Here is a 20,665-nt window from a genome sequence, read left to right on the forward strand (position 1 = left end):
GGGCGTGGGTAACCCGCTGACCCGGCTGCGACGCCGGGCCAAAGACGCTTCGGACGCCGCCGCCGCCGACACCGCCGCGGCCGATCCGGCCGACGCCGACACCGACGCCGAGACCGGACCGGTGAGCGCCGCCGGCACGTCGGAGTCCAAGCCGACGAAACCCCAGGTCGCCGGGGAGGGGCGGAACCGGTTCGGCGCCTGGCTGGGCCGGCCCATGACCTCGTTTCATCTGATCATCGCGGTGGCCGGGCTGCTGACGACCCTCGGCCTGATCATGGTGCTGTCGGCGTCGGGTGTGCGGTCCTACGACGCCGACGGGTCGGCCTGGGTGATCTTCGGCAAGCAGGTGCTGTGGACGGTGATCGGCCTGATCGCCTGCTACGCGTCGCTGCGGATGTCGGTGCGGTTCATCCGCCGCGTCGCCTTCACCGGCTACGTCGTCACCGTCATCCTGCTGGTGCTGGTGCTCGTTCCGGGCATCGGAAACCTGGCCAACGGCTCGCGGAAGTGGTTCGTCGTCGCCGGCTTCTCCATGCAGCCGTCCGAACTGGCCAAGATCGCGTTCGCCATCTGGGGCGCGCACCTGCTTGCCGCCCGCCGGCTGGAGCGCGCCTCGCTGCGCGAGATGCTGATCCCCCTGGTGCCGGCCGCGGTCATCGCGCTGGCGCTGATCGTGGCGCAGCCCGACCTCGGGCAGACGGTGTCGCTGGGCATCATCCTGCTGGCGCTGTTGTGGTACGCCGGGCTGCCGCTGCGCGTCTTCGCCACCTCGCTGCTGGCGGTCGTCATGGCCGGCGCCGTGCTGGCCATGTCGGCGGGCTACCGCTCCGACCGGGTGAAGTCGTGGATGAACCCCGAGAACGACCCCATGGACACCGGATACCAGGCCCGCCAGGCCAAGTTCGCCCTGGCGCACGGCGGCATCTTCGGCGACGGCCTGGGGCAGGGCGTCGCCAAATGGAACTACCTGCCCAACGCCCACAACGACTTCATCTTCGCGATCATCGGCGAGGAACTGGGCTTTGTCGGCGCCTTCGGGCTACTGGTCCTGTTCGGGCTGTTCGCCTACACCGGGATGCGCATCGCGCGCCGGTCGGCCGACCCCTTCCTGCGGCTGCTGACCGCCACCACGACGATGTGGGTGCTGGGCCAGGCGTTCATCAACATCGGCTACGTGATCGGCATCCTGCCGGTTACCGGCATCCAGCTTCCGCTCATCTCCGCGGGCGGAACCTCCACGGCGGCAACGCTTTTCATGATCGGCATCATGGCGAACGCGGCCCGGCACGAACCCGAGGCGGTGGCCGCGCTGCGCGCCGGCCGCGACGACAAGGTGAACCGGTTCCTGCGGCTGCCGCTGCCCCAGCCGTACGTGCCGACCCGGCTCGAGTCCTTCCGCGACCGCAAGCGCGGCGGCAAGCCGCCGGCCAACGGCGCCCCTCCCCGCAAGGGCGCGCGGAAGGCCGCCCAGGCACCCGCCGGCAAGGCCTCCCGCAACACCTCCCGCACGGCCTCCCGCACGGCCTCCCGCAAGGCCGAGGAACCGCTGCGGCCGGCGTTCCCGCGCACAGCCGCCCGCCCGGCCCGCAGGGCAGTGCATCATGGATCTGGCCAGCGCTCCGCCAGTCGCGGAGCCGGCCAGCGTCAGGCACGACGCGCTCGCACACTGGAAGGTCAGCGTTACGGGTGAACGACACGGTCAGCAAGCCGGCCGGCGGGCTGGGGGCAAGCCCCCAGCCCGCCGGTGCCGCGTTGTCGTCTTTTCGGCCGCTCAGGCCACTGTCGGTGGTGCTGGCCGGCGGCGGCACCGCCGGCCATGTCGAGCCCGCGATGGCCGTGGCCGACGCGCTGAGCGCGCTGGATCCGCAGGTGCGCATCACCGCGCTGGGCACCCACCGGGGGCTCGAGACCCGGCTGGTGCCCCAGCGCGGCTACCACCTCGAGCTGATCACGCCGGTGCCGCTGCCGCGTAAGCCCAGCGGCGACCTGGCGCGGCTGCCCCCGCGGGTGTGGCGCGCGGTCCGGGAGACCCGCGCCGTGCTCGACGCGGTGGAGGCCGACGTCGTCGTCGGTTTCGGCGGATACGTGGCGCTGCCGGCGTACCTGGCCGCCCGCGGGATCCCGCGCGGGCTCAGCCGCCGGCGCCGCGTCCCGGTGCTGATCCACGAAGCCAACGCAAGCGCCGGGCTGGCCAACCGGGTGGGCGCCCGCGGCGCCGACCGGGTGCTGTCGGCGGTGCCCGACTGCGGGCTGCCGCGCGCCGAGGTGGTGGGCGTGCCGGTGCGGGCCGCCATCACCTCGCTGGACCGTGCGGCCCTGCGCGCCGAGGCGCGCAGGCATTTCGGGTTCGCCGACGACGCGCGGGTGCTGCTGGTGTTCGGCGGTTCGCAGGGTGCCGTGTCGCTGAACCGGGCGGTGTCCGGGGCCGCGGCGGACCTGGCCGCCGCGGGCGTGTCGGTGCTGCACGCGCACGGCCCGAAGAACACCCTGGAGCTGCCGGAGCGCCGGCCCGGTGATCCGCCCTACGTGGCGGTGCCCTACGTAGATCGGATGGATCTGGCCTACGCCGCGGCCGACCTGGCGATCTGCCGGTCCGGCGCGATGACCGTCGCCGAGGTCTCTGCGGTCGGCCTGCCCGCCATCTACGTGCCGCTGCCGATCGGCAACGGCGAGCAGCGGCTCAACGCGCTGCCGGTGGTCAACGCCGGCGGCGGCATGGTGGTCGCCGACGCCGCCCTGACGCCGGAGCTGGTGGCCCGCGAGGTGGCGGGGCTGCTCAACGACGCGCCGCGGCTGGCGGCGATGACGAAGGCCGCCGCGCGGGTGGGGCACCCCGACGCGGCGCGCCGGGTGGCCCAGGCGGCGCTCGACATCGCCAGGAAGGCAGCGGCGGGAGGGCGACGGTGAACGCCGAACAGCTGCCGCCCGAGCTGCACCGGGTGCACATGGTGGGCATCGGGGGAGCCGGCATGTCGGGCATCGCCCGCATCCTGCTGGACCGCGGCGCGCTGGTGTCCGGCTCGGACGCCAAGGAGTCCCGCGGCGTGCACGCCTTGCGGGCCCGGGGCGCGTCGATCCGCATCGGCCACGACGCGTCGTCGCTCGACCTGTTGCCCGACGGCCCGACCGCGGTCATCACCACCCACGCCGCCATCCCGAAGACCAACCCCGAGCTCGTCGAGGCCCGGCGGCGCGGCATCCCGGTGATCCTGCGGCCCGCGGTCTTGGCCAGGCTGATGGACGGGCGCACCACGCTGATGGTCACCGGGACCCACGGCAAGACCACGACCACGTCGATGTTGATCGTGGCGCTGCAGCATTGCGGGCGCGACCCGTCCTTCGCGGTCGGCGGCGAGATGGGGGAGGCCGGAACCAACGCGCACCACGGCAGCGGCGACTGCTTCGTCGCCGAGGCGGACGAAAGCGACGGCTCGCTGCTGGAATACACGCCCAACGTCGCGGTGGTCACCAACATCGAGACCGATCACCTGGACTTCTACGGCACCGCCGAGGCCTACGTCGGGGTGTTCGACGCCTTCGTGGAGCGACTCGCGCCCGGGGGAGCGCTGGTGGTGTGTGTCGACGACCCGGGCGCGGCCGCACTGGCCGACCGCACGGCCGAGCTGGGAATCCGGGTGCTGCGCTACGGATCCGCGCCGGAGCAGGGGCTCGCGGCCGCGCTGTTGTCCTGGGAGCAGCAGGGCACCGAAGCGGTCGCGCACATCCAGCTGACCCCGGAATCGGGCCCCGAACCGTATCCCCGCGTGATGCGGCTGTCGGTGCCCGGTCGGCACATGGCGCTCAACGCGCTGGGTGCGCTGCTGGCGGCGATCGAGATCGGCGCCCCGGTCGACGCGGTGCTCGACGGGCTGGCCGGGTTCGAGGGGGTGCGGCGGCGGTTCGAACTGGTCGGCAACGCCGGGTCGGTGCGCGTCTTCGACGACTACGCCCACCATCCCACCGAGATCAGCGCCACGCTGGCCGCGGTCCGCACGGTGCTCGAGCAGAGCGGCGGCGGGCGCAGCCTTGTGGTGTTTCAGCCTCATTTGTATTCGCGCACAAAGGAATTCGCCGTGGAATTCGGTCGTGCGCTCGATGCCGCCGACGAGGTGTTCGTCCTCGACGTCTACGGTGCGCGCGAGCAACCGCTGGCCGGCGTCAGCGGCGCGAGCGTCGCCGAGCACGTCACCGTGCCGGTGCGCTACCTGCCCGACTTCTCCGCGGTCGCCGAACAGGTGGCCGCGGCCGCCGGCCCGGGCGACGTCATCGTCACGATGGGCGCGGGCGACGTGACGCTGCTGGGGCCGGAGATCGTGACCGCGCTGCGGATCAGGGACAACCGCAGTGCGCCCGGCCGCCCGGGGGTCCTGCAATGACCCAGCCGAACGACGCGACGCCGGTGGTCGGCGAGCCCGGCGACGCCCACGCGGCCGCCGACGACCTCACCGAGCCGCTCTTCGTCGGAGGGCCGGCGGCCGAATCGCCGGCGGACCCGGAGGAATTCGAGGGCCCGCGCCGGCGGGCCCGTCGGGAACGAGCGGAACGCCGCGCCGCGCAGGCGCGCGCCACCGCGATCGAAGAGGCACGCCGCGAGGCCAAACGCCGGGCCAGCGGGCGCCCGCTCGACGAGCCCAAACCCGTCGCCCGGGGCGTGGTTCGCGGCCTGAAGATGCTGCTGGTGACCGTGCTGCTGGTCGTCCTCGGCATCGGGCTGGCGTTGATCCTGTATTTCACCCCCGCGATGTCGGCCCGCAACATCGTCGTGGTCGGCACGGGCGAGGTGACCCGGGAAGAGGTGCTGGACGCGGCGCGGGTGCGGCCCGGGACCCCGCTGCTGCAGATCAACACCAACCAGGTCGCCGACCGGGTGGCGGCGATCCGGCGGGTGGCCAGCGCGCGGGTGCAGCGTCAATACCCGTCGGCGTTGCGCATCACCATCGTCGAGCGGGTTCCGGTGGCCGTGAAGGACTTTCCGGACGGCCCGCATCTCTTCGACCGGGACGGCGTCGATTTCGCGACCGGGCCGCCGCCGCCGGCGCTGCCGTATCTCGACGTCGCCAACCCCGGTCCCAACGACCCGGCGACCAAGGCCGCGCTGCAGGTGCTGACCGCGCTGCGGCCCGAGGTCGCTGGCCAGGTGGGCCGGATCGCGGCGCCGTCGGTGGCGTCGATCACGCTCACGTTGGGCGACGGCCGGGTGGTGATCTGGGGGACGACCGATCGCACCGACGAGAAGGCCGAGAAGCTGGCGGCGCTGCTGACGCAGCCGGGGCGGACCTACGACGTGTCCAGCCCCGACCTGCCGACGGTGAAGTAAAAAAGCCCGTCGACCCCGGCGGGTGTGACGGCGGCAACAGAAAAAATTTGCGAGCCGCGCCTCGGCGCGCCTGCGGGGTTAGGGCGCGCCATGCCCATACCGTTCTGGTTGCGCGGAACTACTTGACATAACTCTAACTCTATGGTTGAGGTTGAGGGTTTGCCAGGGCGGGCCGCACACGTTCGGGAGGAATCCCGTCGCGAAGAACTTGAGCCCATCAGGGAGGAAACCGAATGATGACCCCCCCGCATAACTACCTGGCCGTCATCAAGGTCGTCGGCATCGGTGGCGGCGGTGTCAACGCCGTGAACCGCATGATCGAGCAGGGCCTCAAGGGCGTGGAGTTCATCGCGATCAACACCGACGCGCAGGCGCTGTTGATGAGCGATGCCGACGTCAAACTCGACGTCGGCCGCGACTCCACCCGCGGGTTGGGCGCCGGCGCGGACCCGGAGGTCGGCCGCAAGGCCGCCGAGGACGCCAAGGACGAGATCGAGGAGCTGCTGCGCGGCGCGGACATGGTGTTCGTCACCGCCGGTGAGGGCGGCGGGACGGGCACCGGCGGCGCGCCGGTGGTCGCCAGCATCGCCCGCAAGCTCGGCGCGCTGACCGTCGGCGTGGTCACCCGGCCGTTCTCCTTCGAGGGCAAGCGCCGCGGTTCGCAGGCCGAAGGCGGCATCAACACGCTGCGGGAAAGCTGCGACACGCTGATCGTCATCCCCAACGACCGGTTGTTGCAGATGGGGGATGCCGCGGTCTCCCTGATGGACGCGTTCCGCAGCGCCGACGAGGTGCTGCTCAACGGCGTGCAGGGCATCACCGACCTGATCACCACGCCAGGGTTGATCAACGTCGACTTCGCCGACGTCAAGGGCATCATGTCCGGCGCGGGCACCGCGTTGATGGGCATCGGGTCGGCGCGCGGCGAGGGCCGGTCGCTGAAGGCCGCCGAGATCGCGATCAACTCGCCGCTGCTGGAGCAATCCATGGAGGGTGCCCAGGGCGTGCTGATGTCCATCGCGGGCGGCAGCGACCTGGGCCTGTTCGAGATCAACGAGGCGGCCTCGCTGGTGCAGGACGCCGCCCACCAGGACGCCAACATCATCTTCGGCACCGTCATCGACGACTCGCTGGGCGACGAGGTGCGCGTCACCGTTATCGCCGCGGGCTTCAGTGCGGCCGGACCCGGCCGCAGGCCCGTGGTCGGAGACAGTGCAGGCGAAAAGGGTGGGGCACACCGGATCGAATCGGCGAAGGCCGGCAAGCTCACCTCGACGCTGTTCGAACCCGTCGACGCGGTCAGCGTGCCGCTGCAAACCAACGGCGCCACGCTGAACATCGGCGGTGGCGACGACGACGACGTCGACGTGCCGCCGTTCATGCGCCGCTGAGGGTCTCGATTTGCTTGCCAGTGCGCGACAAACCGGCCAAGAAACATAGGGGTCGGATGGTGGTGCCGTCAGGCAGGCAGTGCGCTCCGGATACTGGACGGGTGAGCGTGCGCATCCGGCGGGTGACCACCACCCGCGCGGGCGGTGTATCCGAAGCACCGTTCGACTCCTTCAATCTGGGCGACCACGTCGGCGACGACCCGGCGGCGGTGGCCGCCAACCGAAACCGGCTCGCCACCGCGATCGGACTCGGGCCCGACCGCGTGGTGTGGATGAACCAGGTCCACGGTGACAACGTCGAGGTGGTCGATAGGCCTCAGATTGCCGCCGTCGGCGGCAAGGTGGGCACCGACGCCCTGGTCACCAGCACCCCGCGGCTGGCCCTGGCGGTGGTGACCGCCGACTGCGTGCCGGTGCTGCTGGCCGACGCGCGCGCCGGTGTGGCCGCGGCGGTGCATGCCGGTCGCGTCGGCGCCCAGCTCGGGGTGGTGGCCCGCACCGTGGAGGCGATGCTCGCCCTCGGCGCGCACGCCGAGGACATCTCGGCCCTGCTCGGCCCGGCGGTCAGCGGGCGAAACTACGAGGTGCCCGCGGCCATGGCCGCCGAGGTGGAGGCCACGCTGCCCGGCAGCCGCACCACCACCGCGGCCGGCACCCCCGGACTCGACCTTCGTGCCGGAATCGCTTGCCAGCTCAAGAATTTGGGCGTCACGGCCATCGACATCGATCCGCGGTGCACGGTGGCCGACCCGACCTTGTTCAGCCATCGCCGGGACGCGCCGACGGGGCGGCTGGCGTCGTTGGTGTGGATGGAGTGACCACGATGGGGGATAGGACGCCGGCCCCGACAGGTCCCGGCGACCGTGAAACGGAATTGATGCACGCATTAGCTTCCGTGCGCTCGCGCCTTGCGGCGGCCGCCGAAGCGGCGGGTCGCAATGTCGGTGAAATCGAACTCCTGCCGATTACCAAATTCTTTCCAGCAACCGATGTCGTGACTTTGTCCCGATTAGGTTGCCGGGCCGTCGGCGAATCGCGGGATCAGGAAGCGTCGGTAAAAGTGAGCGAAGTCACCAAACTGATGGCGGCCTCTTCGCGGGCGGACACGCCGCCCCTGCGCTGGCACATGGTGGGCCACATTCAGCGGAACAAGGCCCGCTCGGTTGCCCGCTGGGCGCACACCGCCCACTCGGTCGACAGCTCACAGCTGATCGGCGCCCTCGACCGGGGCGTGTCGGCGGCGTTGGGCGAGGGCCGCCGCGCCGACCCGATGCGGATCTACGTTCAGCTCAGCCTCGACGGCGACGAGTCGCGCGGCGGTGTCGACATCTCGGCGCCCGGGGCGGTCGACCAGCTGTGCGACCAGGTCGAGGAGTCCAAGCACCTGGAACTGGTAGGGCTGATGGCGATCCCGCCGCTGGGCTCGGAGCCCGATGCGGCCTTCGAGCGCCTGCGAACCGAGCACCTGCGGGTCCTCGCGTCCCATCCGAACGCCGTCGGGCTGTCCGCGGGGATGTCCGACGATTTCGAAGTTGCCGTCAAACACGGTTCCACATGTGTGCGTGTCGGTACCGCGCTATTGGGCCCGCGGCCGCTACCGTCACCGTATTAAGTCACTGTAGTCACATCTTCATCACTGACACCAAGCATCAGGGGCTAGAAGGGGTCAACGCAATGAGCACACTGCACAAAGTCAAGGCCTATTTCGGTATGGCCCCGATGGACGACTACGACGACGAGTATTACGACGACCACGCACCCTCCCGCGGTTTCCCGCGGCCGCGTTTCGACGACGGCTACGGACGCCTGGAAGGGCGCCTGGAAGGACGCTACGAGGGCCGCGACTACGACGACCCGCGTGAGCCCGCTGACTACCCGCCGCCGGGCGGCTACCGCGGCGGCTACGGGGAGGAGTCCCGCTACGGCGCCGTCCATCCCCGCGAGTTCGAACGGTCGGAGATGGGCAGGCCCCGCTTCGGGTCCTGGCTGCGCAACTCCACCCGCGGTGCGCTGGCGATGGACCCGCGCCGGATGGCGATGATGTTCGAGGAGGGCCACCCGCTCTCGAAGATCACCACGCTGCGGCCGAAGGACTACAGCGAGGCCCGCACCATCGGCGAGCGGTTCCGCGACGGCACGCCGGTGATCATGGACCTGGTGTCGATGGACAACGCCGACGCCAAGCGCCTCGTAGACTTCGCGGCCGGACTCGCCTTCGCGTTGCGGGGCTCCTTCGACAAGGTGGCGACCAAGGTGTTCCTGCTGTCGCCCGCCGACGTCGATGTGTCCCCTGAGGAGCGCCGGCGGATCGCCGAAACCGGCTTCTACGCCTACCAATAACGCCCACCGAGCACCCCGGCCCGGCACCGCCGGTCTCGTCGCCGCCCTCGGTCGCGGCCGACTGAGATGTGGCCGGGGTCCGGGAGTCGGTACGCTGGCATTCGCCGCGCAAGCCCGCGGCGCTTGACATCTCATCGGTAAGGTCGGGGCTCTTCAGTTGGTGCTGTTCTTTCAGATCCTTGGGTTTGCGCTGTTCATCTTCTGGCTGCTGCTCATCGCCCGGGTCGTCGTCGAGTTCATCCGCTCGTTCAGCCGGGACTGGCATCCCACCGGCATCACGGTGGTGATCCTCGAGATCATCATGTCGATCACCGATCCGCCGGTGAAGCTGCTGCGCCGGCTGATCCCGCAACTCACCATCGGGGCGGTCCGGTTCGACCTGTCCATCATGGTGCTGTTGCTGGTCGCGTTCATCGGCATGCAACTGGCCTTCGGCGCCGCCGCCTGAGCCGTTCCGGCTCCGAGGCGCAAGCCACCTTCCTGGCCCGTGGCGTGGAGCCACCTTCCGGCGCCGTGGCGTAAGCCACCTTCCGGCCTGGAGACGGTTTGGCCACATTTTTGCGTCGGTTTGACGCCTGCGATTTAAAAATTCTAAGGATTCGGATTTTATGGCACTCAGTGTTTGAAATTGGTTCTTATTTATTGGGCTAAACAGCAACGGTCGCGCCTGGTGTGACAGGATGGACGGCAGTTGCACGACGGCTACCACTGCGTTCTACACTTTCCAGAACGTTAGACAGGAACTTGAGGGGACGAAACAATGCCGCTTACACCAGCCGACGTCCACAATGTGGCGTTCAGTAAGCCACCGATCGGCAAGCGGGGCTACAACGAAGACGAGGTCGACGCCTTCCTCGATCTGGTGGAGGCCGAGCTGACGCGGCTCATCGAAGAGAACAGCGATCTGCGTCAGCGGATCGAGGAGCTGGACCAGGAGCTGGCCGCCGGCGGCGGCGCTCCGGCCGCCGCGGCCGCCCCCACTCAGGCGATTCCCGTCCCCGAGCCGGAGCCGGCGCCCAAGGCGGCACCGGTGGCCGCGCCCGCCGCCGCGTCCAGCAACGAGGAACAGGCCATGAAGGCCGCTCGGGTGCTGAGCCTGGCGCAGGACACCGCCGACCGGCTGACCAGCACCGCCAAGGCGGAGTCGGAGAAGATGCTGGCCGACGCCCGCGCCAACGCCGACCAGATCCTCACCGAGGCCCGCCAGACCGCCGAGACCACGGTCACCGAGGCCCGGCAGCGCGCCGACGCGATGCTCGCGGATGCGCAGACCCGTTCCGAGACCCAGCTGCGTCAGGCCCAGGAGAAGGCCGACGCCCTGCAGGCCGACGCCGAGCGCAAGCACTCCGAGATCATGGGCACAATCAACCAGCAGCGCACCGTCCTGGAAGGCCGCCTCGAGCAGCTGCGCACCTTCGAACGCGAGTACCGCACCCGGCTCAAGACCTACCTGGAATCGCAGCTGGAGGAGCTCGGGCAGCGCGGGTCGGCGGCACCCGTCGACTCCAGCGCAGACGCCGGCGGGTTCGACCAATTCAACCGGGGTAACAACTAACCTCACAGGCGTGCCGGACACTCGCCAAGCCGGGCGGTGGGCACACTGGACCTGCACACGAACCGGCTGGCCCGCTGGCCGCTTGGAGGATGACCCATGTTGATCATTGCGCTGGTACTGGCCCTGGTCGGGCTTGTGGCGTTGGTGTTCGCCGTGGTCACGAGCAACGAGTTGGTCGCCTGGGTGTGCATCGGCGCCAGCGTCCTCGGCGTCGTGCTGCTGATCGTCGATGCGCTGCAGGAGCGGCAGCGGCGCGACGCGGGCGGCGCAGACCAACACCAGGACGAGGCGGAGGTCCAGGACCAGGAAGGGGCCGGCGGGGAGGCCGTCGACTACCCCGAGGACGCCCTGGACAAGGGCGGCTACGAATCGTCGGAGGAAACCGCCACGCGGCCGGCGCCGGAGGCGACGGAACAGTCGGCGGTATCCGCGGAGGGCCCCGGCGACGAGGCCGCCAAGTAGCAGTCAGCCGGTGGGCGTGGCGAGCGCCTGAAGCACCTCGTCGTCGCTGACCTGGTGAAAATCGGCGTACACCTGCCCCACGGCTTCGAACCCGGGCGGGATCGACACGCACACCACCTCGTCGGCCTCCTGCGCGAGTTCACGGCAGGTGGACGCGGGCCCGACCGGGACCGCGACGATTATTTTCTCGGGTGTCGAGCCGGGCCTGCCGGCCCGCACCGCCCGGACGGCGGCCAGCATGCTGGCGCCGGTGGCGATCCCGTCGTCGACCAAGAGCACGACCTTGCCGGCCGGGTCGGCCGCCGGGCGCCCGCCTCGGTATGCGCTCTCGCGGCGGGCGAGTTCGGCCGCCTCGCTCTCGATCACCCCGCGCACCTGCTCGTCGGTGATCCGCAGGCTGGACACCACGTCGTCGTTCATCACGACGCCGCCGCCGCTGGCCAGCGCGCCCATCGCGAGCTCCGTCCAGTTCGGGACCCCGAGCTTGCGGACCAGGAACACATCCAGCGGCGCGTGCAACGCCGCGGCGACCTCCCAGGCCACCGGTACGCCGCCGCGAGCCAGACCGAAAACCAGCACGTCGTCCCGGTCTCGGTAGGACATCAGCTGTTCGGCCAGGGCGCGCCCCGCCTCGCGACGGTCGAGGAACGTGCGCGAGGCAGTGTGGCGAAGGAATCCGTGGGGTGTCATCGGTTGCGACCCAGCCTACGGGCTGCGTGGCGGCCGGGCGCCGGTCAGCGAACCCGGGTCTCACCCGGAGCGCTGTGTGACCCCGCGTCGCCGTGCGGCGCGGTGACCAGGTGCTCGAACGTCCCCGTGAGGTCGAGGATGCGATCGAGGAACCGCGGTCGATGGTCCAGGTGCAGCTGCACGCCCGCCTGACGGCTCCGGCGATGGACCAGGAGCAGTCCGGAAAGGCCGGCCGAATCGCAGAAGGCCAGCTCCGAGAGGTCGAGATGGAGGTGTGCGGGGGCGGGCACCGCGCTGAGTAGCCGGCCGGCGGCGTCGACCATGGCGTCCACCGTTTCGTAGACCAGGTCGCCGGACACCTGCACGCAGGCGGACTGCCCGGTCACGGCGACGTTCAGCGAAAGGTTCATGCGGACGCTCCCGGGCCGGCGACGGTGGTGAGGGCATCGTTTGCTGCACGCAGGAGGCGCTGGCTGCGGGGGAACTCATTGAGCTGCACCGTCAGCAAATCCAGGGCCGGGTGCAGCGAGGCCGCAGGGACGCCGCGCGCGACGAGGATCTCGGCGGTCCAGGTGATGAAATCGGTGAACAACGCGTCGTCGTCGATGTACAGGCTCACGGTGAGGAAGTCGACGATGTGACCGATGTCCTCGGCGGTGTGCTGCTGCTGTTGCGTGGAGTAGGCGCGCATGGTGGGATAGCGGTCCTCCAGGTCGGCGACGGTGGACTTGACCAGTTGCGCCGCGCTCCGGCTCACCAGGGTGTACTCCTGGTCAACCAGATGCGGTAGGTCATCGATCGGCTGGCGGTTGCGAACTCGCCTGACGGCGGGGAAGCCACGGTTCAGGCGTTCATCGGCGGTCCGCGCATCGGGCGCCCAGGCGTCGGCGCCCAGCCGGCGGGCGAAGCGGCCGTCGCGGCCGAACGCGGCGCCGCCGGCCAGGACCGGAAACCCGGCGGACTGGCACGCGACGATCGCGGCGTGCGCGGTGGGCAGGCGGGTCGGGATCGAGCAGGAGAGCGCCACGACGTCGGGGCCGTGCTGGTGCAGGTGCGCGATCAGGTGGGGGGTCGGAACCTGCGCGCCGAGGAAGTCGACCTGCCAGCCGCGCAACCGCAGGACCTCCGAAAGCAGCCGCGGGGGCAAAGCGTGCCACTCGCCGTCCACGCACGCCACAGCGACGCGGCCGCCGTGGGTCTGGGCTTTGCCGGCGGGGTGATGAGCCAGCGCGGCGATGACGCGATCGTTGATGGCCGTGGCCGCGTGTTCCTGCGCGACGGTGATGCGGTTGGCGGCCCATTCGGTGCCCACCTTGTGCTGGACGGGAGCGATCACCTCCAGCAGCACGTCCTCCGCCGTCATGCCGGCATCCATCGCGGCGAACACAGTGGCCGCCGCGGCGAATTCGTCACGGTCGGTAAGCGCGCTCCAAAGCCGTTCGCGGACAACGAGTTCGTCGGTCGCCCGGGAGGCGGCCACACCGGTGTCGTTGGGCCTCACGCCACGTACCTGCCGCGGGTGTGGCCGTCGACGGCGCTGAGATGGGTGCGCTGCGGGGCGGTGATGGCCACGACAGCGATGTCGTCGTGCACCCGCTGACCCACCCATTGCGTGGCCAGCATCAGGACACGTTCGACGATCGCTTCGGCCGGCATGCCGGCGCACCCGGTGAGCGAGTCCGCCAGCCGCTGTTCGCCGAAGAAGTCGTGCCCGAGCGGTCCGCCGCGCGCCTCGGTGATTCCATCGGTGTAGAGCAGGCACGTTTCCCCGGGCGCCAGGAACGTCTCGAACGATTGCACGGTGATGCGCTCCAGGGCGCCCACCAGGGTGCCCTTGGTGTCGGCCTCTTCCACCTGCCCGTTGTCGCGCACGATCAACGGGGGTGGATGCCCGGCGCAGGTCAACCGCAGCACCACCTGGCCGTCGCGGTAGGCGACCGAGGCCAGCACCAACGTGGCGAACCGGGTGTGATCCGAGCTCAACATGGCGCGGTTGAGCAGCGTGAGCACCCCCTCATGGTCCTGGGCCAGCGGCGTCAGGGCCTGCAGCGTGTTCCGGATCTTGCCGGTCATCACGGCGGCCTCCAGGCCCTTGCCGCAGACGTCGCCGAGGACCACCAGCGTCTCGTCCTCCGGGCGCGCCGCGGGGTGGAAGTCGTAGAAATCGCCGCCCACGACCTCGTAATCCTTCGAGGCCCGGTAGCCGCCGGCGAATTCGATGCCGTGCAACCCGTGCAGCGGCGGGGGCAACAGGTCACGCATCAGCGTGCGGGTGATGGCGGCCTGCTCGGCGTAGAGCCGCGCGGCGGACAGCGCTGCCCCGGCCCGGGCGGCGAACAAGCCGGCGAACAGCTCGTCGTCCGCGCTGTAGACCGCCCGATCCGCGCGCCGCAGCAACACCAACGCCCCGGCCGAGACGCCGTGGCCCGGCAGCGTCAGAATCATCACGGACCCGGGTGGGCCCGAGAAGTGCTGGGGCACAAGCCAATCCGGTATCGTCATCGGGTCGATCCAGCCGGAGGAGACCGGCGGGAACCCGTGTAGCGCCTCGCTCAAACCCGCCACCACCGCGGGATCGGCGTCGACACTGCACTGCTCCACGACCTCGTCTGCCCCGCTGTAGAAGACCGGTAGCCGCCTGCCGCGGCCCGCGGGGGCCACCAGCACCGCCGCGTCGGACAGGTGCCGCGCGGCCATCTGCACGGTCGCCTCCCGGCAGCGGTCCACGTTCAGCGACGCCGTCAACACCGAAGACGCCTCGAGCAGGATCGCCGTGCGTTCCTGCTCCCGCGCAAGCGCCTCCTGCGCCTGGCGCAACAGCTGGGCGGTGTCCTCGACCAGCGACCACGCCACCTCACCGGTGGGCAGCACCGCGGCGTGCGCGTCGAATTTGCGGCCGGCCACGCTTCCCGAGACGACGGATACGTCCCGGTCGAGCGCAGCAGGGGCGACCTGGACGAGACGGTCGTGCGCGCGCCAGAGCCAATCGACCGAGTCGTCGATCCGGCTGCCCGGCAGTGCGCCCGGCATCAGCGATTCGGCGGACCCGCTCAGCGCCCGCACGATCCCCTCGCGATCGATGACCAGCGTGGGGCACGGCACGGCCGCCCACAAAGCGTCAAGGTCGATCTCGACGCCTATGTGGGCACCATCATGCATGCAATTGACCTGTCGACGGGAAAATGCGAATTCGGCTGACGCTACTCCGACTGTACGCGGACGGGATTGGGAGAGGGCTTCGTTGCGCCACCGCCGCCGTCCGGTCGCCGCCCAGCGGGCCACTCGGTCGGTTAGACAGTCGCCTGCCCGGCCGGCCGGTCACTGGGGTTGGTTCGTCATGCCGCGGCTTACCCACGTCGGCAGGCGCGGTTGCGCTAAGTGAAGTGTAGGCGGCCACCTCAACGCCCACCGAGCGCTCGGGTTTGGCTTATATCTGCTTGTTTTGTAGGAGCGCCCCGGACGTGGCATTGATGATGACTTTGTGCTCGACCAAGTTTGTGTCCCATACGTCGGCTTCCCACGCGGTCGCTCCGCTGGTGTCGGCGAGGCTCAAATAAGTGATGGATCCACTGCGCACAACCTCAAGTATTTTTTGGACGGCGGCCCGATAGTCCAGGTGCGCGGCCGCCACCCGGGCCCGGCGGGCTGCGGTGTCGGCGTCACTGTTGTTTCGGGGAGTTGGACCTACTAATACCGTCGTCCCGCCTGAATCGATATCCATCTGCTGTTCGGTGCCGTCGGCTGCTACCACGCGCACCCGCCACGATTGGCTTTGTTCGGTCTCGATGAAGCTCAGCACGCTCTGCGGGACTTGCGCCACAGCTGCGGCGCCGGCGCTGAGCAAGGTCCGGGGGTCGGGCGGAGCTACCGGCGGCGGCGACCACGACGCTTGCGTCGTCGTCGGGGTCACCGCCGGCGCCCCGGAACCGCCACCATGACCGCATCCCGCAAGTACGCCGACCGCCATGAACAGTGCCCAGCCTCGAATCCGATGCCGGCACAACGCAGCAATCATTCACTCACCCCACTCGCAAACCGCTCCGGATACGGCCCACCCGCCGCATTTGCAAGCTGGAGCTCTCGAGCAACGCAACCATGCATGTCAATTCCGATATTGAGATTCGAGCTTCCGCGGCGTCATCGACGATCGACGAATGCCAGCCGGGCGAGGGCCGGCGCATGGCGACTGCTGGCACGAGGGCCGGCGGCGGCGCGGGATTTCAGCAGCGTCCCGGGCATGTCCGCATTACCCTTGCGGCGCAACGATATTCTCGTCTTTCTTCTTATCTTTACGACGCATCAGGATGACGGCCGCGCCCGCAATCAGCAGCGACACAGCCGCGACAACCAGCGCGACGATGGCGGGCCATAGCGGCGTGTTGTTCTGGACCGTTTCGGTAGTGGTGAAGATATCCAGGTCGGAGGCTCCCGAGCCGAGCTTGAGCACCGGAGCCGGGTGCCCGGGCTGGGGCGGACCGGCGAACGGGTCGTCATTCCAATTCACGATGCGGCCGTCACTGTAAGTTTGTTCCGCAGGCAGCGGCAACGCGTTGCGGTTCGGCAGCGGGCCGGCATACATCGAGAATTGGCCGAACTGCTTGGGCCCGATCGCCGCCTGGGGGTTATCGGGAATCCAATGCACTTCCGACACAAAGCTGTTGTGCACTGTGCCGTTATTGTCCGTTTGCGGTGACGGCAGTGGCTTCTCGGTCAGGATCGCTGTCCAGCCCGGGTTGGGTGCGGTGTCCACGACATAGATAGGCGTGTCCTGCGGGAGGAACACCCGCAACCCGACGACTGCGGCCGAATCCGACTCATTGGGCACGCTAAACGTCAAGACTCCATAACCACCCTGTCTGGCGTTGGTGCCAGAGACCTTGACATGCGCCAGCGCAGGCGACGCGAACAAAATAGCGGCCAGAGCGACTACCGCAGCAAGCGATGCGGCGCGTGCCGGATTTCTCATATAGTCAGATCCTTCATTGACTGATTTGTTGCCAATTCATATTCGGAGATGGCGCCCGAAATCCACTGCAGGTCAACTGCAGTCAGCGCGCGGAGCTTGCAAGCTTCCGGGCTGATGCTACGCGATGAACGCGGCCGGCTCGATGATCCTGTGCGCCGAGTCCGCCCCACGGAGTCGCAGTCGTTGGGGGCAGCCATCATTGCCCAGACCGTGACCTGCAAGTACGACGGCCACGTCCAGGCGTCGCGCATCTGACAGAAGCAGCAGTGCACCCATATTCACAGTAGCTTCCCAGGAGTCGTTCAAGGACATGGGCGAGTCGCGGTAGCGATGATGTTGCGAGACAGAGTGGTTCGAGAGGTTGGCCGCACCGCCGCACGACGACGCTGGTCGATCGATCGGGTAAGAGCACCGCCCGCCGTTGCGCTGCTTTAGCGATTACCACCACTGTTCCGGCCGAGAGGGGCAGACGATGAACACAGCCACGAATTGGCGAGGCTGGGCTCCTACCGGGCTGCGGATCGCATTCGGGATTATCTTCGGCGTCAATGCCTGGCTGAAGTGGCAACCCGGGTTCCGCGCGACCTTCCTGCCGAACATGATAAGCACCGCGGCCGCCGAGCCGCACTGGCTCGCTTGGTGGTTCGATTTCGTGCTCGCGCTGGAACGGCCCGCGCCGGCGGTGTTCGTGTATATCGGCGCGGTTACCGAGACGTTGCTTGCGTTCACGTTGGTTCTCGGAGTCGCCCGTCGCGTTGTCTTCGTGGGCGGTGCCCTCTACGCCATGGCGATATGGTGCACGGCCGACGGTTTCGGCGCACCGTACGGCCCAGGAGCTACCGACATCGGACCGGGCATCATCTATGCACTGGTGTTTTCCGCCCTGCTGGTATTACTTGAGCACGGCCACCCCAGTCATCTCACCCTGGATGCCGCGATCGTTCACCGGTTCCCACGATGGTCGCGGGTCTCCGGGCCGCTGGATCATGGCGGCGTCGTACCGCGGCCATAACGACACCCAACAACGACGATCCGGCGGCTCCCACTGAGGCAAACGCCGACCAGTTCGTCGCGCGGATGACGGCGTGTCGACAGCGCCCACCTTGATTACGATCCGCACCTGCGACAAGTCAAGGCGACGGCCGACTTGAGTCGTGTCGCCGGATGTGTCCGAGGGGTGTGTGAGTTCACGACATAGGTGACACATGAGTCGCGTCATAGGTGACAGTCATGACGGTGGTTCACGCGGGTTGCCCCGATTTCAGAAGATTTTGTGTCCGTGTCCAGAGCGAACGGCGAACCGCCGGTTACTTCACGGATTGGCCGGCGACATATGCGCCCGTCGCGACATATGCCCGATTCCGGCATTTGCGCTGGTAGCGATAAATGTACGACTTTCGTTGTACCCCTTCATATTTCGATTGTTTATGCGTTAGCTTCACCGCATGACGATCACGTTGACGCCCTGCCCACCGATCCCGAAAACGCCGCGTTGGACCTGCTGGTCGACGCTGCGGAAGCTGCTACTGGCAGCGCTGCATTCCGCGCCGTGCTGCAAGACCTTGCCGGCGCTCTGCACGCCGAACGCGCGCTCGCCAACCTCGCGTGGGTTGACGCTCGACTGGTCGCTGCCGCAGTGTCGTTTGATGCCTGCACTGCGGCGGATCTGGCCGGATCGCTTCGCCGTCGGGCCGCCGCGGTCCGCGCTGGCCGCGGTCCTCGCTGCGCCGACCCGGCCGGCAACGCTGGTGCGCCCGACGTCGCCGCGAACGTCCTGAAGCCGATGTGACAGCGCGCATCGGGCAGTGTCAGGCGAACCGGCGGCCCACCGAAGGTTGATCCCGATGGATCACGGTCTATGCCAGGGCACGGACGTTAGATAACAATTCGTATGACCACAAGGGGCGATATGCCCTCTCAAATGGGAAAACATCGTTCGTCATTGACGATCGAGATGCCATGGTCATACGCTATTGTTCAATATGTCCGTAACCCGTCTGTTGGGCGGCATTGGAAGGTGGGAGATCGATGAACGCGAACAGCGCCGCTCCCAACGTCTTCGGCGCCGGCCTACCCACGTTCAGCTACGACCTCAACGCCACTCCGCATGACGTCCTCGAAGACGTCCGAATCGCGCAATCGCGTTCGCCTATCGCAATCGGGCCGCTCGGTCCGGAGGTGCTGTCCTACGAGATGGCTCGCGACCTATTGCGCGACAACAGATTCCGCCTGCCACCCGGTGTCACCCTGGCGGCGCAAGGCATCACGTCGGGGCCGTTGTTCGACAAGATGGCGAACAGTCTCCTGGGCCTGGACGGTGCATCACATGCCCGGTTGCGCAAGCTGGTGTCCAGGGCGTTCACTCCCCGTGCGACATTACGTCTGCAAGACACGATCCGCGAGGTGGTCAACGGGCTGATCGACCGGGTCGCGGATGTCGGGCGGTGCGACGTCGTGACCGACATCGCGTATCAGTACCCGACCCCGATCATCTGCGCGCTGCTCGGCGCGCCCCGCGAGGATTGGCAGTCGTTTGCGGACTGGACTGAGGAAATCTTCAAGGCCCTTAACTTTCAGCCCGATGTCACCTTCGATGAGACCGCGATCATGCGGGCATGGGGCGAACTCGACGCCTACGTGGACGACATGGTGGCGGCGCGCCGAGACCACCTCACCGATGACCTGCTTTCGGAGCTCATTCGCGCGGAAAGCGACGGCGACCGGCTCAACCTCGAGGAACTCCGCATGCTGGTGGCCGGGTTCCTGATGGCGGGAACGGACACGACGCGAAACCAACTGTCGGCGTCGGTACAGGTGCTCTGCGAGCATCCGGACCAGTGGGCGAAGTTGCGCGACCAACCAGAGCTTGCGATGCAGGCGGTCGAGGAGAGCATGCGCCACTCGCCCGCAGCCTGCATCGTGCCGCGAGCCGCCGTTGACGATGTCAAATTCGGTGGCTACATGTTCCCGGCAGGAACCCTCGTAGTCGTCAACACCTTTGCCGCCAACCGAGACCCGGTGGTATACGACGATGCAGACCGCTTCGATATCGCGCGCAATGACGTTCCCGCAATTCTGACGTTCGGTGGTGGCGCGCATTACTGCCTCGGGGCGAACCTCGCACGCCGCGAACTGGCGGAAGCGCTAACAGTCCTCACCCGCCGCCTTCCGGACGCTCATCGCGTCGGTCCGGCTCCGTGGAAGCCGTTGCTGGGGATGACTGGTCCGTCGACTCTTTCGATTGAGTTCACCAGCGAAAGGGTGGTGACGGCGAGTGCGTAGTCGTGGTTGGGCGGGTTCGACGCCCTCTTCGGACGAAGAGGCTATTTCGCGCATCCTGAGTGCGGTAGACGAGGAGGTCGCCGAACATGGAGCGGCGATACGCCTCGCCGACGTAGCCCGCAGGCTCGGGGTGACTCGCCAGACGGTGTACCGCTACTTTCCCAATGCCGACGCGCTGCTCATGGCCAGCGGGATGCGTGCCGTCAACGGTTTCATCGACCAGGTTGCACATCACGTCAGCGGCCTCAAAGACCCGGTCGCTGTGGTGGTCGAGTGTGTTGCCTTCGGAGTCGAGAACCTCTCTGGCGATCCGCAGCTGGAAAGTTTACTGACCGCGCGGAACGACGGCGAAGCCGTCACCTCGTTATCCTCCGACACGGCAATCTCGTTCTGCTTGTCCGCTTTTCACCAATTCGATGTCGATTGGGAGCTTCACGGCTTCGATACACCCGGCCTCCGCGAACTTGCCGAGATGACCTTGCGCACGGTGCAGTCCATGCTGACCGATCCTGGCCAGGAGCCGCGTGAGGGGCTCGCGTTACGCCGCTTCGTTGCTCGATGGCTCGGTCCAGCGATCGTTTATCCGCGGATGACGTCGCTGTCGATCCGCGAACGACAAGCATCACCGGATCGGCAGATCGAAGCAGAAAGAAGCACCTAGC

21 protein-coding genes are annotated in these 20,665 nt (G+C 68.4%); 15 read left to right on the forward strand and 6 right to left on the reverse strand.

Translation table 11 applies throughout. The annotated features are described in order from the left end of the window. The first annotated feature begins 4 nt into the window (after window positions 1–4). From ftsW to U8D42_RS07375, 11 genes are all read left to right on the forward strand, one after another. Window positions 5–1,690, forward strand: coding sequence for a putative lipid II flippase FtsW (ftsW, locus tag U8D42_RS07325; protein WP_322861601.1), 1,686 nt, complete (start codon window positions 5–7; stop codon window positions 1,688–1,690). After that, window positions 1,687–2,907 carry an undecaprenyldiphospho-muramoylpentapeptide beta-N-acetylglucosaminyltransferase gene (murG, locus tag U8D42_RS07330; RefSeq protein ID WP_348636940.1) on the forward strand — a complete coding sequence of 407 codons (1,221 nt, stop codon included), beginning with the start codon at window positions 1,687–1,689 and terminating at the stop codon, window positions 2,905–2,907. The genes ftsW and murG overlap by 4 nt, the downstream gene beginning before the upstream one ends. Next, window positions 2,904–4,376 (forward strand): UDP-N-acetylmuramate--L-alanine ligase, encoded by a 1,473-nt coding sequence (murC, locus tag U8D42_RS07335; protein WP_322861599.1) that lies wholly within the window; start codon window positions 2,904–2,906, stop codon window positions 4,374–4,376. Before murG ends, murC begins: the two co-directional genes overlap by 4 nt. Next, the gene (locus U8D42_RS07340; protein WP_322861598.1) at window positions 4,373–5,317 is read left to right on the forward strand and encodes a cell division protein FtsQ/DivIB; all 945 of its coding nucleotides are present in this window, start codon (window positions 4,373–4,375) and stop codon (window positions 5,315–5,317) included. The genes murC and U8D42_RS07340 overlap by 4 nt, the downstream gene beginning before the upstream one ends. A 236-nt stretch (window positions 5,318–5,553) precedes the next feature. Next, entirely contained in the window at window positions 5,554–6,708 is a 1,155-nt protein-coding gene (gene ftsZ, locus U8D42_RS07345; protein ID WP_085243185.1) for a cell division protein FtsZ, read from the forward strand. A gap of 101 nt (window positions 6,709–6,809) precedes the next feature. Then, on the forward strand, window positions 6,810–7,526 hold the full coding sequence (gene pgeF, locus U8D42_RS07350; RefSeq protein ID WP_322861597.1) for a peptidoglycan editing factor PgeF: 717 nt from the start codon (window positions 6,810–6,812) through the stop codon (window positions 7,524–7,526). A gap of 5 nt (window positions 7,527–7,531) precedes the next feature. Further along, window positions 7,532–8,320 carry a YggS family pyridoxal phosphate-dependent enzyme gene (locus tag U8D42_RS07355; protein ID WP_322861596.1) on the forward strand — a complete coding sequence of 263 codons (789 nt, stop codon included), beginning with the start codon at window positions 7,532–7,534 and terminating at the stop codon, window positions 8,318–8,320. A gap of 62 nt (window positions 8,321–8,382) precedes the next feature. Continuing rightward, window positions 8,383–9,048 (forward strand): cell division protein SepF, encoded by a 666-nt coding sequence (locus U8D42_RS07360; RefSeq protein ID WP_322861595.1) that lies wholly within the window; start codon window positions 8,383–8,385, stop codon window positions 9,046–9,048. 157 nt (window positions 9,049–9,205) lie between these two features. Then, entirely contained in the window at window positions 9,206–9,496 is a 291-nt protein-coding gene (locus tag U8D42_RS07365) for a YggT family protein (protein ID WP_007170773.1), read from the forward strand. A 312-nt stretch (window positions 9,497–9,808) separates the two neighbouring features. After that, window positions 9,809–10,603 (forward strand): DivIVA-like cell division protein Wag31, encoded by a 795-nt coding sequence (gene wag31 / locus U8D42_RS07370; protein ID WP_322861594.1) that lies wholly within the window; start codon window positions 9,809–9,811, stop codon window positions 10,601–10,603. A gap of 96 nt (window positions 10,604–10,699) precedes the next feature. Further along, window positions 10,700–11,065 (forward strand): hypothetical protein, encoded by a 366-nt coding sequence (locus U8D42_RS07375; RefSeq protein ID WP_085243189.1) that lies wholly within the window; start codon window positions 10,700–10,702, stop codon window positions 11,063–11,065. Window positions 11,066–11,068: 3 nt separating this feature from the next. Here U8D42_RS07375 and U8D42_RS07380 read toward each other — a convergent pair whose 3' ends face one another. The 6 genes from U8D42_RS07380 to U8D42_RS07405 form a co-directional block, all read right to left on the reverse strand. Next, entirely contained in the window at window positions 11,069–11,755 is a 687-nt protein-coding gene (locus U8D42_RS07380) for a phosphoribosyltransferase (protein ID WP_431523829.1), read from the reverse strand. Between the two features lie 44 nt (window positions 11,756–11,799). After that, a complete protein-coding gene (locus U8D42_RS07385; protein WP_322861593.1) occupies window positions 11,800–12,165 on the reverse strand; it encodes an STAS domain-containing protein in 366 nt (121 codons plus the stop codon). Next, a complete protein-coding gene (locus tag U8D42_RS07390) occupies window positions 12,162–13,256 on the reverse strand; it encodes a cobalamin B12-binding domain-containing protein (RefSeq protein WP_322861592.1) in 1,095 nt (364 codons plus the stop codon). Before U8D42_RS07390 ends, U8D42_RS07385 begins: the two co-directional genes overlap by 4 nt. Next, window positions 13,253–14,914 carry a PP2C family protein-serine/threonine phosphatase gene (locus U8D42_RS07395; protein ID WP_322861591.1) on the reverse strand — a complete coding sequence of 554 codons (1,662 nt, stop codon included), beginning with the start codon at window positions 14,912–14,914 and terminating at the stop codon, window positions 13,253–13,255. Before U8D42_RS07395 ends, U8D42_RS07390 begins: the two co-directional genes overlap by 4 nt. 268 nt (window positions 14,915–15,182) lie before the next feature. Continuing rightward, window positions 15,183–15,575, reverse strand: a complete 393-nt coding sequence (locus U8D42_RS07400; protein ID WP_322861590.1) for a hypothetical protein — start codon at window positions 15,573–15,575, stop codon at window positions 15,183–15,185. Between the two features lie 426 nt (window positions 15,576–16,001). Beyond that, window positions 16,002–16,721 carry a YcnI family copper-binding membrane protein gene (locus U8D42_RS07405; RefSeq protein ID WP_322861589.1) on the reverse strand — a complete coding sequence of 240 codons (720 nt, stop codon included), beginning with the start codon at window positions 16,719–16,721 and terminating at the stop codon, window positions 16,002–16,004. Between the two features lie 472 nt (window positions 16,722–17,193). Between U8D42_RS07405 and U8D42_RS07410 the strand changes: the two genes are divergently transcribed. From U8D42_RS07410 to U8D42_RS07425, 4 genes are all read left to right on the forward strand, one after another. Continuing rightward, window positions 17,194–17,733, forward strand: coding sequence for a hypothetical protein (locus U8D42_RS07410; RefSeq protein WP_322861588.1), 540 nt, complete (start codon window positions 17,194–17,196; stop codon window positions 17,731–17,733). Window positions 17,734–18,072: 339 nt separating this feature from the next. Beyond that, window positions 18,073–18,510: an amino acid aminotransferase gene (locus tag U8D42_RS07415; protein WP_322861587.1), complete on the forward strand. Its 438-nt coding sequence runs from the start codon at window positions 18,073–18,075 to the stop codon at window positions 18,508–18,510. Between the two features lie 239 nt (window positions 18,511–18,749). Next, a complete protein-coding gene (locus tag U8D42_RS07420) occupies window positions 18,750–20,003 on the forward strand; it encodes a cytochrome P450 (protein WP_322861586.1) in 1,254 nt (417 codons plus the stop codon). Beyond that, window positions 19,996–20,664 (forward strand): TetR/AcrR family transcriptional regulator, encoded by a 669-nt coding sequence (locus U8D42_RS07425; protein WP_322861585.1) that lies wholly within the window; start codon window positions 19,996–19,998, stop codon window positions 20,662–20,664. The genes U8D42_RS07420 and U8D42_RS07425 overlap by 8 nt, the downstream gene beginning before the upstream one ends. Window position 20,665 lies beyond the last annotated feature (1 nt).

Source organism: Mycobacterium europaeum (assembly GCF_034555895.2).
GTDB lineage: Bacteria > Actinomycetota > Actinomycetes > Mycobacteriales > Mycobacteriaceae > Mycobacterium > Mycobacterium europaeum.